The 14467-nt window shown below is 71.9% G+C and carries 15 protein-coding genes; 9 read left to right on the forward strand and 6 right to left on the reverse strand.

The features are described 5' to 3' along the window. Positions 1 to 31: 31 nt before the first annotated feature. Positions 32 to 1330 (reverse strand): multiple monosaccharide ABC transporter permease, encoded by a 1299-nt coding sequence (gene mmsB / locus B0E53_RS04245; protein ID WP_107074757.1) that lies wholly within the window; start codon positions 1328 to 1330, stop codon positions 32 to 34. After that, positions 1327 to 2874: a multiple monosaccharide ABC transporter ATP-binding protein gene (gene mmsA, locus B0E53_RS04250; protein ID WP_107074758.1), complete on the reverse strand. Its 1548-nt coding sequence runs from the start codon at positions 2872 to 2874 to the stop codon at positions 1327 to 1329. Before mmsA ends, mmsB begins: the two co-directional genes overlap by 4 nt. A gap of 338 nt (positions 2875 to 3212) precedes the next feature. On the opposite strand from mmsA, the gene B0E53_RS04255 reads away from it, so the two are divergent. The 3 genes from B0E53_RS04255 (at position 3213) to B0E53_RS04265 (ending at position 5827) form a co-directional block, all read left to right on the forward strand. After that, a complete protein-coding gene (locus B0E53_RS04255; protein WP_107074759.1) occupies positions 3213 to 4253 on the forward strand; it encodes a LacI family DNA-binding transcriptional regulator in 1041 nt (346 codons plus the stop codon). Between the two features lie 107 nt (positions 4254 to 4360). Then, on the forward strand, positions 4361 to 4972 hold the full coding sequence (locus B0E53_RS04260; protein ID WP_168215214.1) for a hypothetical protein: 612 nt from the start codon (positions 4361 to 4363) through the stop codon (positions 4970 to 4972). Positions 4973 to 5083: 111 nt separating this feature from the next. Continuing rightward, on the forward strand, positions 5084 to 5827 hold the full coding sequence (locus B0E53_RS04265; RefSeq protein ID WP_246835225.1) for an N-acetyltransferase: 744 nt from the start codon (positions 5084 to 5086) through the stop codon (positions 5825 to 5827). A gap of 9 nt (positions 5828 to 5836) precedes the next feature. Here B0E53_RS04265 and B0E53_RS04270 read toward each other — a convergent pair whose 3' ends face one another. Beyond that, positions 5837 to 6142: a DUF1330 domain-containing protein gene (locus B0E53_RS04270; RefSeq protein WP_107074760.1), complete on the reverse strand. Its 306-nt coding sequence runs from the start codon at positions 6140 to 6142 to the stop codon at positions 5837 to 5839. Between the two features lie 424 nt (positions 6143 to 6566). Here B0E53_RS04270 and B0E53_RS04275 point away from each other — a divergent pair, with 424 nt between their 5' ends. The 5 genes from B0E53_RS04275 (at position 6567) to B0E53_RS04295 (ending at position 10826) form a co-directional block, all read left to right on the forward strand. Next, positions 6567 to 7571, forward strand: coding sequence for a hypothetical protein (locus B0E53_RS04275; protein WP_246835226.1), 1005 nt, complete (start codon positions 6567 to 6569; stop codon positions 7569 to 7571). 56 nt (positions 7572 to 7627) lie between these two features. Further along, positions 7628 to 7960: a putative quinol monooxygenase gene (locus tag B0E53_RS04280; protein WP_107074761.1), complete on the forward strand. Its 333-nt coding sequence runs from the start codon at positions 7628 to 7630 to the stop codon at positions 7958 to 7960. A 273-nt stretch (positions 7961 to 8233) separates the two neighbouring features. Then, a complete protein-coding gene (locus B0E53_RS04285; protein WP_246835227.1) occupies positions 8234 to 9181 on the forward strand; it encodes an SRPBCC family protein in 948 nt (315 codons plus the stop codon). A 10-nt stretch (positions 9182 to 9191) separates the two neighbouring features. Then, positions 9192 to 10367, forward strand: a complete 1176-nt coding sequence (locus B0E53_RS04290; protein ID WP_107074763.1) for a zinc-dependent alcohol dehydrogenase — start codon at positions 9192 to 9194, stop codon at positions 10365 to 10367. Between the two features lie 99 nt (positions 10368 to 10466). Then, positions 10467 to 10826, forward strand: coding sequence for a hypothetical protein (locus B0E53_RS04295; RefSeq protein WP_107074764.1), 360 nt, complete (start codon positions 10467 to 10469; stop codon positions 10824 to 10826). A gap of 47 nt (positions 10827 to 10873) precedes the next feature. On the opposite strand, the gene B0E53_RS04300 is transcribed toward B0E53_RS04295, so the two are convergent. The 3 genes from B0E53_RS04300 to B0E53_RS04310 form a co-directional block, all read right to left on the reverse strand. Continuing rightward, the gene (locus B0E53_RS04300; RefSeq protein WP_107074765.1) at positions 10874 to 11704 is read right to left on the reverse strand and encodes a S1 family peptidase; all 831 of its coding nucleotides are present in this window, start codon (positions 11702 to 11704) and stop codon (positions 10874 to 10876) included. Positions 11705 to 11815: 111 nt separating this feature from the next. After that, entirely contained in the window at positions 11816 to 13390 is a 1575-nt protein-coding gene (locus B0E53_RS04305) for a Na+/H+ antiporter (RefSeq protein WP_246835228.1), read from the reverse strand. Between the two features lie 76 nt (positions 13391 to 13466). After that, complete coding sequence (locus B0E53_RS04310; RefSeq protein WP_107074766.1) at positions 13467 to 14087, reverse strand: L-threonylcarbamoyladenylate synthase; 621 nt, start codon at positions 14085 to 14087, stop codon at positions 13467 to 13469. A gap of 119 nt (positions 14088 to 14206) precedes the next feature. On the opposite strand from B0E53_RS04310, the gene B0E53_RS04315 reads away from it, so the two are divergent. Beyond that, on the forward strand, positions 14207 to 14467 hold a 261-nt coding region (locus tag B0E53_RS04315; protein ID WP_107074767.1), incomplete at its 3' end, for a hypothetical protein.

Raw genomic sequence — 14467 nt, forward strand, 5'->3', positions numbered from 1 at the left:
GTGTTAAGGGGGTGTGAGGCGGGGCGGAACGTCAGCTCGGTACGGCCGTGCGGGCGGTCTCCCGGTCCGCGTCGGGTGGTGCCGTGGGCGGGGCGGGAGTGTCGCGGCGGAACGAGCGGGTGAGGCTGCCGATGACGGAGAACTTGCCCTGCTTCTTGTTGTAGACGTCGAGAGCGACGGCCAGCAGCAGCACCAGGCCCTTGATGATCTGGACCCGGTCGGTGCCGACGCCGAGCAGCTGGAGGCCGTTGTTCAGCACGGCCATGACCAGACCACCGACGATCGAGCCGCTGATGGTGCCGATGCCGCCGGCGACGGCGGCGCCACCGATGAAGACCGCGGCGATCGCGTCCAGCTCCCAGCCGTTGCCGTCCTGCGGCCCGGAGGCCGCCGAGCGGGCCACGAAGATCATCCCGGCCAGGGCGGCCAGGACGGCCATGTTCATCATGACGAAGAAGTTGACCCGCTTGAGCTTCACGCCGGAGAGCTCCGCGGCGCGGGAGTTGCCACCGACGGCGTAGATGTGCCGCCCGCCGGCGGTGTTCCGGGTGTAGAAGGAGTAGGCCAGCACCAGCGCCACCAGGATGATGCCGGAGACCGGGAAGCTCGTGCCGACCCGGCCGCTGGCGAACCGCAGCGACGCGAAGACGATCACGCCGACCATGACGGCCATCCGGAGCACCGAGATCCACATCGGGGCCTGCTCGGCGTCCATCTCCCGCCGGGTCTTGCGGGCCTGGAACTCCCGCCACACCACGGCCACACACGCGGCGAGGCCGAGCAGGAGCGTCAGGTTGTTGTAGCCGGTGTTCGGGCCGACCTCGGGCAGGAAGCCCGAGCCGATCACCCGGAAGCCCTCCGGCACCGAGATCGTGTTCGCGTTGCCGATGAACTGGTTGCCGCCCCGGAAGAGCAGCATGCCGGCCAGGGTGACGATGAACGCCGGCACCCCGACGTAGGCGACCCAGAAGCCCTGCCAGGCGCCGATGATCGCGCCGATCACCAGGCCGAACAGGATGGCGACGGGCCAGGGCAGCGACCACTCGGCCATCGACTTGGCGACCAGGATGCCGGTGAAGGCGGCGATCGAGCCGACCGAGAGGTCGATGTGCCCGGCGACGATCACCATCAGCATGCCGATGGCCAGGATGAGGATGTACGAGTTCTGGTTGAACAACGCGATCAGGTTGTCCGACCGCAGGGTCAGGCCGTCCGTGAGGATCTGGAACAGGACGACGATCGCCACCAGGGTGAAGATCATCCCGAACTGGCGGGCGTTGGACGTGGTCCCTCCGAAGAGGTTCTTCTGCAGGTCCTTGATTCGGCTCATCGTGTCTGCATCTTCTTCGTCGAGGTCATCTGCTTCATGAGGGTTTCCGGGTCCGCGTCCTGCCGGGCGATCTCGCCGGTGATGGTGCCTTCGAACAGGGTGTAGATGCGGTCGCAGAGCCCGATCAGCTCGGGCAGCTCCGAGGAGATGACGACGACGCCCTTCCCCTCGTCGGCGAGCCGCTGGATGATGCCGTAGATCTCGTACTTGGCGCCCACGTCGATGCCGCGGGTCGGCTCGTCGAGGATCAGCAGGTCCGGGTCGGTGAACATCCACTTCGCCAGGACGACCTTCTGCTGGTTGCCGCCCGAGAGCTTGGAGACGCCCTCGTCGACCGTCGGCGCCTTGGTGCGCAGCTCCCGCCGGTAGGACTCGGCCGCCTGGTACTCCGCGACCTCGTCCAGGACGCCGTGGCGCGAGATCTTGGACAGCTTGGCGGCCACCGTCGAGGTCTTGATGTCGTCGAGCAGGTTCAGGCCGAGCGCCTTGCGGTCCTCGCTGACGTACGCGAGCCCGTGGGCGATCGCGTCCGCCACCGACTTCAGCACGATCTCCTTGCCGTCCTTGATGATCGTGCCCGACTCGTACACCCCGTAGGAGCGGCCGAAGACGCTCATGGCCAGCTCGGTGCGGCCGGCGCCCATCAGGCCGGCGAAGCCGACGATCTCACCGCGCCGCACGGTGAAGCTCTCGTTCTTGCAGACCTGGCGCTCGGCGGAGATCGGGTGGCGGACGTTCCAGTTCCGCACCTCGAAGAAGACCTCGCCGATCTTCGGCGTGTGGTCCGGGAACCGGCTGCTCAGCTCGCGGCCGACCATGCCCCGCACGATCCGGTCCTCGTCGACGCCGTCCGCCTTGACGTTCAGCGTCTCGACGGTCCGGCCGTCGCGCAGGATGGTGATCTGGTCGGCGATCGCCTCGATCTCGTTCAGCTTGTGCGAGATCATGATCGAGGTGATGCCCCGCGAGCGGAAGCCGCGCAGCAGGTCGAGCAGGTGCTGCGAGTCGGCCTCGTTGAGCGCCGCGGTGGGCTCGTCCAGGATCAGCAGCTTGACGTCCTTGGCGAACGCCTTGGCGATCTCCACCAGCTGCTGCTTGCCGACGCCGATGTCCTTCACCAGGGTGTCCGGGTCCTCCCGCAGGCCGACCCGGGCCATCAGGTCCAGCGCCATCCGGTTCGCGGCCTTCCAGTCGATCGCTCCCCGCTTGCGCGGCTCGTTGCCGAGGAAGATGTTCTCGGCGATCGACATGCCCGGGATGAGCGCGAGCTCCTGGTGGATGATCACGATCCCGGCGTTCTCGCTCGCCCGGATGTCCGAGAAGCGGGTCTCCGCGCCCTGGTAGATGATCTGGCCGTCGTAGCTGCCGTACGGGTAGACCCCGCTCAGGACCTTCATGAGCGTCGACTTGCCGGCACCGTTCTCGCCGACGATCGCGTGGATCTCGCCGGCGCGGACCACCAGGTTGACGTCGGCGAGCGCCTTGACGCCGGGGAACTCCTTGGTGATGGAGCGCATCTCCAGGAGGACGGGCAGACCGCTCATCGCTCCCACCACCTTGCCAACGGCATGGCCGCCTCCGCGGGGTTATGACCTTCGCTCACTTTTCGTTGTCGTGGGCAACCCAATCTCGTCCGGAGCCCTTCCGCAAGTGCTCAAGTCGCTCATTTGCGTAACAAGTCGGTAATATCGATCGCCACGCTGAGTGACGTTCGCGACGCTCCCCGAACTTGCCGACAAGCGGCGACGCGGTGCTGCCGGTCAGCCCATGACATCGTTGACGCGCATCGTATAACGCTATTTTGCGAAGCACCTTCATGGCCCGGTCAGGCCTGGTGACGCGGTGCGGCCCGCCCGGGCGCGCGGGTGTCATAATTCCGGCCATGACCACGGACCGGAAGGCTGGTCGACCGAGCCTGGCGCAGGTCGCGGCGCTGTCCGGGGTCTCGATCAAGACGGCTTCCCGGGCCCTCGCAGGCGAGCCCCGGGTGGCCGCGGACACCCGGTCGCGGGTCCGCGACGCCGCCGACCAGCTCGGCTACCGGCTGAACGGGGTGGCCCGCGAGCTCCGTCGCGGCGCGAGCACCTCCACGCTGGTCGGCCTGCTCATCGGCGACCTGGCGAACCCGTTCTACTCCCGGCTGGCCGGGGGCCTGGAGCGGGAGTTGCGCATGCGGGGCCTGCAGCTGATCACGGCCAGCACCGACGAGGACCCCGAGTGGGAGCGCCGGCTCGCCGACGCGCTGCTGGAGCGGCGGGTCCGGGGCCTGGTGATCGCCTCGACCGCCCCCGAGCACGCCCACTTCGCGGCCGAACACCACCACGGCATCCCGTTCGTGTTCGTCGACCGGCCGCCGGTCGCGCTGGCGGTGGACAGCGTGCTGCTGGACAACCACCACGGTGCCCGACAGGCCGGCGCCCACCTGACCGCGGTCGGCCACCGGCGGATCGGAGTGGTGGGCGACCTGTCGCGCCTGAGCACGCACCGTGACCGGCTGGACGGCTTCGCCGAGGCGATGCGCGCCGCCGGCGTGGCGAACTGGGCGGACTACCTGGTGGAGAACGCACACGACGTGGCCACCGCCGAGCGGGCCGTGCTCGGGTTGCTGGGCCGCGCCCCCGCGCCGACCGCCCTGTTCACCATGAACAACCGGATCACCCTCGGCGCCCTGCGGGCCCTGCGGGGCCATCCGGCGCCCCCCGCGCTGGTCGGCTTCGACGAGGTCGACCTCGGGGACGTCCTGGGCGTGAGCGTCGTCGCGCACGACCCGGAGGAGATGGGACAGCGGGCGGCACGACTGCTGCTCGACCGGATCGACGGGCATCGCGGGCCGGCCCGGCAGGTGGTGATCCCGACGCGTCTGCTCGCCCGCGGCTCGGGCGAACGGCCGCCCGCCTCCCCCGCGACGACGGCCGGCTCCTAGCCCGCCATTGACAGCACACCTCCCGGGGCTCTACACAAGACCTTGACGCTTGTCGATGACAACGATGTCACCAGGTCGTCGTCCGCGCCTCGAAGGAGGAACGCCTCATGCTCCGATCAGGCCCGTCCCGCCTGCTCGCCCTGGTGGCCACCGCCGTCACCGGCACGTCCGCACTCGTCGCGGTCGCCTCGCCCGCCGCAGCGGCGCCGCTCAACCTCACCCCGTACGTGAACCCGTTCATCGGCACCGACGACAGCAACGCGCCGAACCCGGTCGGCGGCGGTGCCGGCGGCAGCACCGTCCCCGGCCCGGTGCAGCCCTTCGGCATGGTGCAGCTGAGTCCGGACACCCCCACCGCCTCACCGTCCGGCTACCGGTTCAGCGACACCCAGATCGAGGAGTTCAGCCTCACCCACTTCAACGGCGCCGGCTGCGCCAACAACGAGGACCTCGGGATCCTGCCCATCACCGGGGCGGTCGGCGCCTCCCCCGGCACCTCCTGGACCGCCTACCGCGCCACTCAGGACAAGGCGCAGGAACAGGCCCGCCCCGGCTGGTCGACGTGGACGACCGTCGCCCAGGTCCGGGGCAACACGGCGGGCGCGAGCAGCCACCCGATGTCCGTGGACGGCAGGTACCTGCTGGTCAAGGTCCTCACCCCCACGCAGACCACCGACCCGGCCGCCCGGCTGTACGAGGTGGAGGTCTACGGCACCTGACGCAGCTCCCGCTCCTGGTCGCGGACAGCGGCCGGCGCCGCAGGGCACCGGCCGCTGTCCGGGCGGAAAAGGGCGTGCGGACCGGGCGGTGGCCGATCTACCGTGCCCGGCGTGACCCTGGACATCGTGAGCCTGGCGGAGCGTCCCGACCTGGCGCCGCTGCTCGACAGCGACTTCGACGGCGCCTGGCCGCAGTTCATGCTCTGGGACCCGATGGGCTCGGTGTACTACAGCGTCGCCCACGACCTCTACCCGGAGTTCGTCCTCGCCGCGGTCGACCCGGCCGAGCCGGGCCGCGCCGTCGCCCGGGCGTACGCCGTGCCGCTGCGCTGGACGGAGGACGAGCTGCCCGACGGCGGGTGGGACCGGATGATCCAGCGGGCCGCCGTCAACCGGCTCACCGGCGCCATCCCCAACCTGGTCTCCGCGCTGGAGATCTGCGTGCGACCGGACCGGCGCGGCGGCGGGGTGTCCGGGCTGATGCTCGCGGCGATGCGCGAGGCGGCCGCCCGCCAGGGCTTCGACACCCTCGTCGCGCCGGTGCGCCCGAACGGCAAGGCCGCGCTCCCCGACCTGCCGATGACCGAGTACGCGACGCGGGTCCGCCCCGACGGCCTGCCGGTCGACCCGTGGCTGCGGGTGCACGTGCGGGCCGGCGGGGTGATCGAGCGGGTCGCGCCCCGGTCGATGGCGGTCACCGGCACCCTCGTCGACTGGCGGCGGTGGACCGGGCTGCCGTTCGACACCAGCGGGCCGGTGCACGTGCCGGGCGCGCTGGCGCCGGTGCTGGTCGACGTGGCACACGACCACGCCGCCTACGTCGAGCCGAACGTCTGGGTGCGGCACCGGCTGTAGTGCCGGCGGTCAGGCCGGCCAGGCGTGGCCGATCCCGTCGAGCAGGAGGACCACTCCCTCGGTGGCCGCCTCCCGGTCCCGGGAGATCTCCCGGTATTCCGGCGAGGTGGACCAGCGCTCGAAGTCCTCGCGGTTGTCGAAGGACATGAGCACGGCCTTCTCGTGCGGCCAGCTCCCCTCGACCACCCGCGGGGATCCGTCGGCGGCGAGCAGCCGGCCGCCGTGCCGCGCCAGGACGGGCAGGAAGGCGGCGACGTACCGGTCGTAGCGCGCCCGGTCGTGGATGGTGATCTGGGCGAGGGCGTAGACGGTCACCGCCCCAGGTTACGGACCGGTACGCGTCCCCGGTGTCCCCCGGGCCGGCAGCGCCGGGCGGCCTACCGGCCGACCGTGCGGACGGTGAAGTCGCGGACCGCCCGCGGCGCCGGGCGTGCGTGCCGTGATGTCCACGGAGAACTCGACCGACCCGCGCCCGCTCCACCTCGGACCATCGTCCGAAATCGATGCCGACGAGGGCATCCACCGCACGGCTCGGCCCGCCGGCCCGGACGGCGGGCCGTTCCGCCGGGCGGCGCCGCCGGGCCGACGCCGGGCCGCGCCACCGTGGACCGTCGGGTCGGGAACGGCTACGGCACGGGAGCTGTCAACTGTCCGAACCGCCCTGGCCATATCGCCCCTGACCTGCGGATACTGGGAACAGAGGGCAGCGGCGCGAGCCGCGCCGGTTGGGGGCAGTCACATGATCGACCAGGAGACCCAGCCCGAGGGCACACCCGGCACTCCCGCCCCGGCGGCGCCCGCCGGTGGTCCCGCGAGCGGTGGTGGTGCCGGAAGCGGCGGCAGCGGCGGGTCCGGCGTGCCCGCCGCCGTGTGGCAGGTGCGGGTGCGCACCAAGCTCGATGACCTCTACCAGCAGCTGAGCGGCCTCGAAACCCGCGCCGCCGCGAACCCCGCCCGGGTCGCCGCGCTGCGCGCGCAGCTGTCCGGCGTGGAGTCCGCGCTCGGCCGCAGCGGGGTGGTGGAGTGGCTGCGCGGCGGCAAGCTGGAGTACGCCTGGCAGAGCATCCACTCGGTGGAACGGGCCATGGTGGAGCTGCGGACGCCGGAGGAGCTGCTCGGCCTGCTGCCGGCGTACCAGGCCGCGGCCGCGCAGTTCCTGAAGGCCGACGACAAGGTGCTCACGGACTTCGACGCGTCGGCCGACGCCGCGGCGCCGGTGCGCTTCCAGGCCAAGGTCCGGGCGCTGCTGCTGCGCTACCACTCGGCATCGGACGAGTTCCACGAGTCGGTACGCCGGTTGCGCAACCGGATGCTGGGACTGTCCGTCTTCGCGCTGGTGGCCGAGGCGCTGATGGTGCTGGTGCAGTGGCGCAGCCGGGACGTGCAGCTGCTCAAGCCGCCGACCGACGCGGCCGGCGTGCCGGCCTGGCGCCTGCTCTTCTTCGTACTCATCGCCGGGGCGCTCGGGGCGTTCATCAGCGCCCTGCCCTCGATGATCACCTCGCGTTCCGGTGGCCTGCCCTACAAGCTCCCCTTCCAGCAGGGCCTGCTGAAGCTGGCCATCGGTCCACTCGTCGCGGTCGTCGGGATCATGCTGGTGATCGGTGGCCTGGTGGAGACCACGGTGAACAGCACCGCCGCCCTGCTGGGCGTCGCCATCGTCTTCGGCGCCGGGCAGCAGGCGGTCACCGCGTTCGCCGACCGCCGGGCGTCGGAGCTGCTCGCCCCGGTCACGAAGAGCTGAGCGGGGGCGGCGGCGAGCCGCTGCCGAGGGCCGCCGGCCTGGGTAGCCTGAGGCGCATGATCTTCATTACCGCGAAGTTCCGGGTCCGGCCCGAGGACGCCGACCGCTGGCCGCAGATCGCCGCCGAGTTCACCGCCGCCACCCGGGCCGAGCCGGGCTGCCTCTGGTTCGACTGGTCCCGCAGCCTCGACGACCCGACGGAGTACGTGCTGGTCGAGGCGTTCCGGGACGACGAGGCCGGCGCGGCGCACGTGCGGTCGGCGCACTTCCGCGAGGCCCAGCGCACGCTTCCGCCGCACCTGGCCGAGACGCCCCGGATCGTCAACACGACCGTGCCCGGGCAGGACTGGTCGCGGCTCGGCGAGATGGCCGTCCCCGAGGGCGACTGACCGCCGGCCCCCGTGCTGGCGCAGGTGCTCGTCCCAGGAGGGGTCGCGGGTCAGCCCGCGCAGGTTGCCGCGCGGGTCCGCGCTTCCGTGCCGCGCCGGGTTCCCGCCGCCGGTTCCACACTCCGGCCGACCGCTCGCGTGTGCGGCCGGGATTAGCGGGAAAGGCACGGCGGCCTGTCGGTACCCGACCTCCCACTCGAGCGGGGCACCGACACCTTCTCGAGCACGGGGTGACGACGTATGACACGAGAGACGACCATGGGGATCCGCTCGGTGACCGACAATCTCGGGATCCAGCGGGCGACCCGAGACCAGGGGTCGGAGGGACTGGCTCGCTTCCTGGGCTGGTTCAGCCTCGGCCTCGGCGTGACCGCGCTCGCGGCGGGGTCACGGCTGGCCCGGGCGGCCGGCGTGGACGACTCGCGCACGGCCAGGACGGTGCTGCGAGCCACCGGCATCCGGGAGATCGGCCACGCCGCGGTGCTGCTGGTGCCCCGGCGGGCCGGGCTGGGGCCCTGGACCCGGGTGGCGGGTGACGTGCTGGACCTGGCCGCGACCGGCCAGGCGTACCGCAACCGGTGCGGCGACCGGCGCCGGCGGGCCGGTCTCACCCTCGCCGTCCTGGGCGGGATCACCGCCCTCGACCTCTACGCCTCGGTGCGCGCCACCCGGAACCGGCGGATCAGCCCGGAGGGCTTCGCGCACGGCTCCGTGACGGTCAACCGCACGCCCGAGGAGGCGTACCGCTTCTGGCACGACTTCGAGAACCTGCCCCGGTTCATGTACCACCTCCAGTCGGTGACCACCACCGGCCCGCGACGCTCCCACTGGTCGGCGAAGGCACCGGCCGGCCGGACGGTCGAGTGGGAGGCGGAGATCGTCGAGGAGCGCCCCGAGCAGCTCATCCGGTGGCGCTCCGTCGACGGCTTCCGGGTGCCCAACTCCGGCACGGTCCGGTTCACCCCGGCCGCCGGTGGCAACGGCACCGAGGTGCGGGTGGAACTGGAGTACGCGGTGCCGGGCCGCCGGGTGGGCACGCTGGTCGCGAAGGCGTTCGGCGAGAACCCGCAGCAGCAGATCTGCGACGACCTGCGGCGGTTCAAGCAGGTCATCGAGACCGGCGAGCTGACCCGGTCGGACGGGACGCCCGACGGCACGAGCATCCAAAACCAGGCAAAGCAGCGTCCGGCCCGCCCGCTGGCGGCCCGCCGGACCGCGTGAGGGAGGCACCGTGAAGGCCAACTGCTGGGTCGCGCCGAACCGGGTGGCCGTCGAGGAGGTACCGGACCCGACGATCCTCAACCCCCGTGACGCGGTCGTCAAGGTCACCTCGGCCGCGATCTGCGGATCCGACCTGCACCTGCTCGACGGACTCATCCCGGCCATGAAGCGTGGCGACGTGCTGGGCCACGAGTTCATGGGCGAGATCGTCGAGCTGGGCTCCGGGGCGCGGGACGGGCTGCGCGTCGGCGACCGGGTGGTCGTCGGCTTCCCCATCGCCTGCGGGGACTGCGCCTCGTGCCAACGCGGCCTCTACTCGGTCTGCGAGAACTCCAACCCGAACGCGGCGATCGCCGAGACCGCCATGGGCCACGCCCCCGCCGGCATCTTCGGCTACTCGCACCTGTTGGGCGGGTACGCGGGTGGGCAGGCCGAGTACGTCCGGGTGCCGTACGCCGACGTCGGGGCGCTCAAGATCGAGGACGGCCTGCCGGACGAGCAGGTGCTGTTCCTGTCCGACGTGCTGCCCACCGGCTACATGGCCGCCGAGATGGGCGACGTCAAGCCCGGGGACGTGGTGGCGGTCTGGGGCGCGGGTCCGGTCGGCCAGTTCGCCGCGGTGAGCGCCTTCCTGCTCGGCGCCGAACAGGTGGTCGTCATCGACCGGTTCCCGTACCGGCTGCGGATCGCGCGGGACAAGGCCGGCGCGGAGACGATCAACTACGAGGAGACCGACGTCCTGGACACGCTGCGCGAGATGACCGCCGGCCGCGGGCCGGACGTCTGCATCGACGCCGTCGGCATGGAGGGGCACCACGCCTCGGCGGCGTTGCACGCGTACGACCGGGCGAAGCAGGCGGTGAAGGCGGAGACCGACCGGCCGCACGCGCTGCGCGAGGCGATCCTGGCCTGCCGCAACGGCGGCACCGTCTCGGCCATCGGGGCGTACGGCGGGTTCATCGACAAGTTCCCGATGGGTTCGTTCATGAACCGGTCGCTGACCCTGCGCTCCGGGCAGGCCCACGTGCAGCGCTACATGCGCCCCCTGCTGGAGCGCGTCAGCAAGGGTGAGATCGACCCGAGCTTCATCATCACCCACACCATGCGGCTCGACGACACGCCGCACGGCTACGACATCTTCAAGAACAAGCAGGACGACTGCCTGAAGGTGGTGCTCAAGCCCTGAAGATTTCCAACGATCAGCATCCTCGATATTGAAACTTGTTTGCGCCAGCGGCTACTCTCCGGGGAAGTGATCCACTATCCACCTTGGAGGGGTCGGACCATGCGCAAGCTGATGTCGGCGGTCGGTGCGGGGGCGTTGCTGACGGCGGGTCTGTTCGTCGGCGCCGCACCGGCGCAGGCGGCGGCCTGCACCCTGGTGCAGTCCGAGATCTACAACGGGGCCAACATCATCGCCTGGGCCCGGGGCCTGGAGGGCTGCTCCGGCGACGTCTACTGGGAGATCCAGTCGGGCGACGGCGGCGGCTGGCAGGTGACCGAGAGCGGCACGACGCACTACGACAACCAGACCGTCAGCTACTACGGCGACGTCGAGCTGCCGTGCTACCTGCGGCTGTACGCGAAGTTCGGCACGCAGGAGAAGCTCACCCAGCCGGCGCGCAACAACAACTGCGCCGGCTGACCCGACGGCCCGGGCGGGGGATGCGTGCCGCACCCCCGCCCGGCCGGTCACGGGATGGTGAGGCCGTACGCGGCGAGGATCTCGGTGATCGGCTGGTAGTAGCTGGTGCCCCCGCTGGTGCAGTTGCCGCTGCCGCCGGAGAGGATCCCGAGCACCGTGCCGGTCGACGCCACGTAGAGCGGGCCGCCGCTGTCGCCGGGTTCGGCGCAGATGTTGGTGCGGATCAGCCCGTACACGGCGCCCTCGGCGTAGTTGACGGTCTGGTTCAGGCCGGTGACCGAGCCGCACCGCACCCCGGTGGTGGCGCCGCTGCGGCAGACCGCCTGGCCGACGTACGCGTTGCCGGCGCCGTAGAGGGTGACCTGGCCGGGGTAGGTGTACACGGCGCTGGGGTGGGCCACCGTTCCGGTGTGGCGGACCACGCCGTAGTCGTTGCCCGGGAAGCTGGTGCCGGTCCGGCTGCCGAGCACCGTGGTGCGGGCGCTGTCGGCGTACCAGGTGCCGGCCAGGTTGGTGCAGTGCCCGGCGGTGACGAAGTAGTAGGTGCTGCCGCTGCGCACGTTCGCGCCGAGCGAGCAGCGGCCGCCCCCGCCGTAGATCGCCTGGCCGCCGGCGATCAGGGTGCGCAGCCGGCCGGGTTCGTGGCGGAGCACCGCGCCGGCGCGGGCGGCGGTGCGTCGGAGCGCGGCCAGTTCGGCGCCGGTGACGGTGTCGTCGACGGTGAGGGTCAGCCGGCCGCCGGCCGGGTCGATCCCCCAGGCGGTGCCGGGGGTACGCACCGCGGCGAGTCCGGGATCCGGGGCGGTGCCGGCCCGCGCGGCGGTCGGGACGGCGGCGAGCAGGGCGGTCAGGGCGAGGACGGCGAGCGATCGGCGCATCCGGGATGCCTCCTCCATCGTTGAGGATCGATGCCCGTCCAGCATCCGCCCCGGCCGCTCCCCGTTCAACCTCCCCGGCGTCCACCAACGGACACCCGCGCCCGGCGACGCTCAGTCCTCCGGCTCCGGGCCGAGCAGCCGGATCTCCTCGATGTCGATGGCCGCCTGCAGCTGCCGCAGCACCACGTCGTCGATCTCGTTGCGGTTGCGCAGCCGGGTGACCTCCTGACGCTTGCGGTCCAGCACGCCGAGGCGCAACCGTCGGGCCATCTCGCGCTCCTCGTCGGCCTCGTCGCTGCGTGGGGAGCGGACGTCCGCCAGGTGGTCCTGGTAGTCGGAGCGGAGCCGTTCGACGGTGTCCGGGGACGCGCCGAGTTCGGCGGCGACCTGGGGCAGCGCGTCCAGGGCGGCCTCGGTGGCCCGGATCCGGGCCCAGCGCACCTCGTGCTCGCGTTCCCGGTCGCCCATCAGGCGGGCCCAGGCGACCACGGCCGGCAGGGTGGTGCCCTGCACCACCATGATCAGCACGATCGCCACCACGGTCACGAAGATGATCAGGTCGCGCTCGTGCACAGGGGTCCCGGCGTGCGTGGTGACCGGCACGGCCAGCGCGGCGGCCAGCGAGACCGCGCCCCGGAAACCGGCCCAGCCGGCGGCGGTGCGGACCCGGGCGTCGAAGCGGCGGGAGCGGCGGGACTCCCGGCGGTCGATGCCCTGCAACCCCGCCACGGACAGGTGCACCCAGATCATCCGGGTGGCCACCACGACGAGGACGACCAGCACCGCGATGCCGAACGACTCCAACGGCGAGTGACTGGTGATGCTGCGCAGCGACCGGGGCACCTGCATGCCCAGCAGCACGAAGAGACTGCCATTGATCATGAAGGTGGAGAGGTCCCAGAACGCGTACGCCGTGAGCCGGGAGCGGGCCCGGATCACCCGGGGCCCCGCGTACGAGAGCAGCAGGCCGGCGACCACGACCGCGAGCACGCCGCTGGCGTGGACCGCGTCGGCCAGGAGGAAGGCGACGAACGGGGTGAGGATGCTCAGCCCGCCCTCGCGCATCGGATCGTCGACGTGCTTGCGGATGACGACGACCACGCCGCCGACGAGCAGGCCCGCGAGGACTCCCCCGAGCGACTTGCCGACGAACTGTCCACCCAGCTGGAGCGCGTCGGGCACCGCCCCGCCGGCGATCACCCCGACGGCCACCGAGAAGAGCACCAGCGCCGTGCCGTCGTTGACCAGGCTCTCCGTGCGCAGCGTGGTGAGGATGCCGCGGGGCATCCGCTTGGCCAGGCCGGCCACGGCGGCGGCGTCGGTGGGCGCGAGCACCGCGCCGAGCACCCACGCGGCGGCGGGCTCGACACCGAGGGCCTGGGCCACGTACGCCACGGCGACCATCGTGAGGATCACCAGCGCGACGGCGAGCAGGGCGATCACCACGAGGTTGGCCCGGATCTCGCGGAGGCTGATGACCAGGCTCTCCCGGTAGAGGATCGCCGGGAGGAAGAGCACCAGCACCACCTCGGGCTCGAGGATCACGTTGGCGAACGGCGGCAGCAGGCCGAGCCCCGCCCCCATGGCGATGAGCAGCACGGGCGGCGCGACGCTGTACCGGCCGCCGATGGTGGTGCCGATGAGCACGGTGGCACCGAGCACCGCGATAAGCACGAGTGCGCTCATGCCGTACCCCCGTCACCGTCCGCCGGCTCCCACGGTGCCGCACCGCCGCGGCGCGGCGGGGTGGAACGGCCGATCGCTACTCGAAGCGGGACGGGTCGGCGGCGCCGCGGCGCAGGATCTCCGGTTCGGGCCCGGACAGGTCGACCACGGTGGTCGGCTCCAGGCCGCAGTCCCCCGCGTCGACCACGGCGTCGACCACGTGGTCGAGCCGTTCCTTGATCTCCCAGCCCTGGGTCAGCGGCTCCTCCTCGCCGGGAAGCAGCAGGGTGCTGGAGAGCAACGGCTCGCCGAGTTCGGCCAGCAGCGCCTGGGTCACCGTGTGCTTCGGTACGCGGACCCCGACGACCCGCCGCCGCGGGTCCTGGAGGCGCCGGGGCACCTCGGCGGTGGCCGGCAGGATGAACGTCCAGCTGCCCGGGATGGCGGCCTTGACCTGACGGAAGACCGCGTTGCTGAGCTTGACGAACTGGCCGAGCTGGGCGAAGTCGGCGCACACCAGGGTGAACGGGTGCCGCGCGTCGAGGCGCCGGATCTCCCGGATCCGCTCGACCCCGGCCCGGTTGTCCAGGCGACAGCCGAGGGCGTAGCAGGAGTCCGTCGGGTAGGCGATCACCCCGTCGGCGCGGAGCAGGTCCACGATCTGCCGGAGCACCCGGGGCTGGGGATTGTCGGGGTGCAGGTCGTAGTACCTCGCCACGTCGACGAGCCTATTCCGCCGGACGGGCGGAGGCGAGCGGAGAAGATCCGGCGTGACCAGGTTTGGCGTACGGGCGTTCTGGAAACAGAGGGGCGGCTCGAATGAGGGGGGACCTGTTCATGTCCGAAGCCAGCACAGACCGCACCGACCGTCCGGCCGAGGTGACCGATCCGCTGTTGTGGGGCCTGTCCACCGCGGTGGCCGACGCCCACCAGCCCGACGAGGACCGGGTCTGTACCAGCCCGAGCTGCGTGGGCGCGGCCTGGCCCTGCGCCGCCTGGAACAACGCCCAGGAGGGGCTGCGCGCCGCCCGGGCTCCGCGTCCCGCGCCGCCGGCCGCCGCCGCGACCGGGGAGCCGGGCCGCGGCGACCCGCTGACC

It is taken from the genome of Micromonospora sp. MH33 (genome assembly GCF_003013775.1).
GTDB lineage: Bacteria > Actinomycetota > Actinomycetes > Mycobacteriales > Micromonosporaceae > Micromonospora > Micromonospora fulviviridis.